Annotated in this window: 1 protein-coding gene; it reads right to left on the reverse strand. The window is 37.3% G+C overall.

What is annotated here, in order from left to right:
• Positions 1 to 413: IS200/IS605 family transposase (gene tnpA / locus DWY89_RS05460; RefSeq protein ID WP_118524471.1), on the reverse strand; the 413-nt coding region annotated here is incomplete at its 3' end.
• Positions 414 to 434: the final 21 nt, after the last annotated feature.

Consider the following 434-nt stretch of genomic DNA (forward strand, 5'->3'; position numbering starts at 1 on the left):
CCCTCAATGTATGCCACTACCTGATCCCTGCTTCGGTCACTTACGGTGACTGCACAATAGGATGGATTCCACAAATGTCCTCCCCATAGCTCCTGTTTTAATTCCGGATGTGAAAGAAACAACTGACGTGCCAGATTCCCCTTCATAATCTTTATCATGTCTGATATAAAAAATTGTGGTTTGCAATCCAGAAGTAAATGAATATAATCTGGCATAACCTCCATCGCCAGAATCTTAAATTTGTATTCCTCCGCAAGTCCATACAACATTTTTTTACATTCTGCGTCTATCCCATTTTTCAGAACCTGTTTTCGATATTTCGTGCACCAGACAAGATGATATTGCAAAGAATACACATATCCTCTACCATATGAAAGTGTATTTTCCTTAATAGTAAATATATCTTTTTCCATGTTTATATTATACCATATGCC

This window comes from Clostridium sp. AF27-5AA, from assembly GCF_003478415.1.
GTDB classification, from domain to species: domain Bacteria; phylum Bacillota; class Clostridia; order Lachnospirales; family Lachnospiraceae; genus Otoolea; species Otoolea fessa.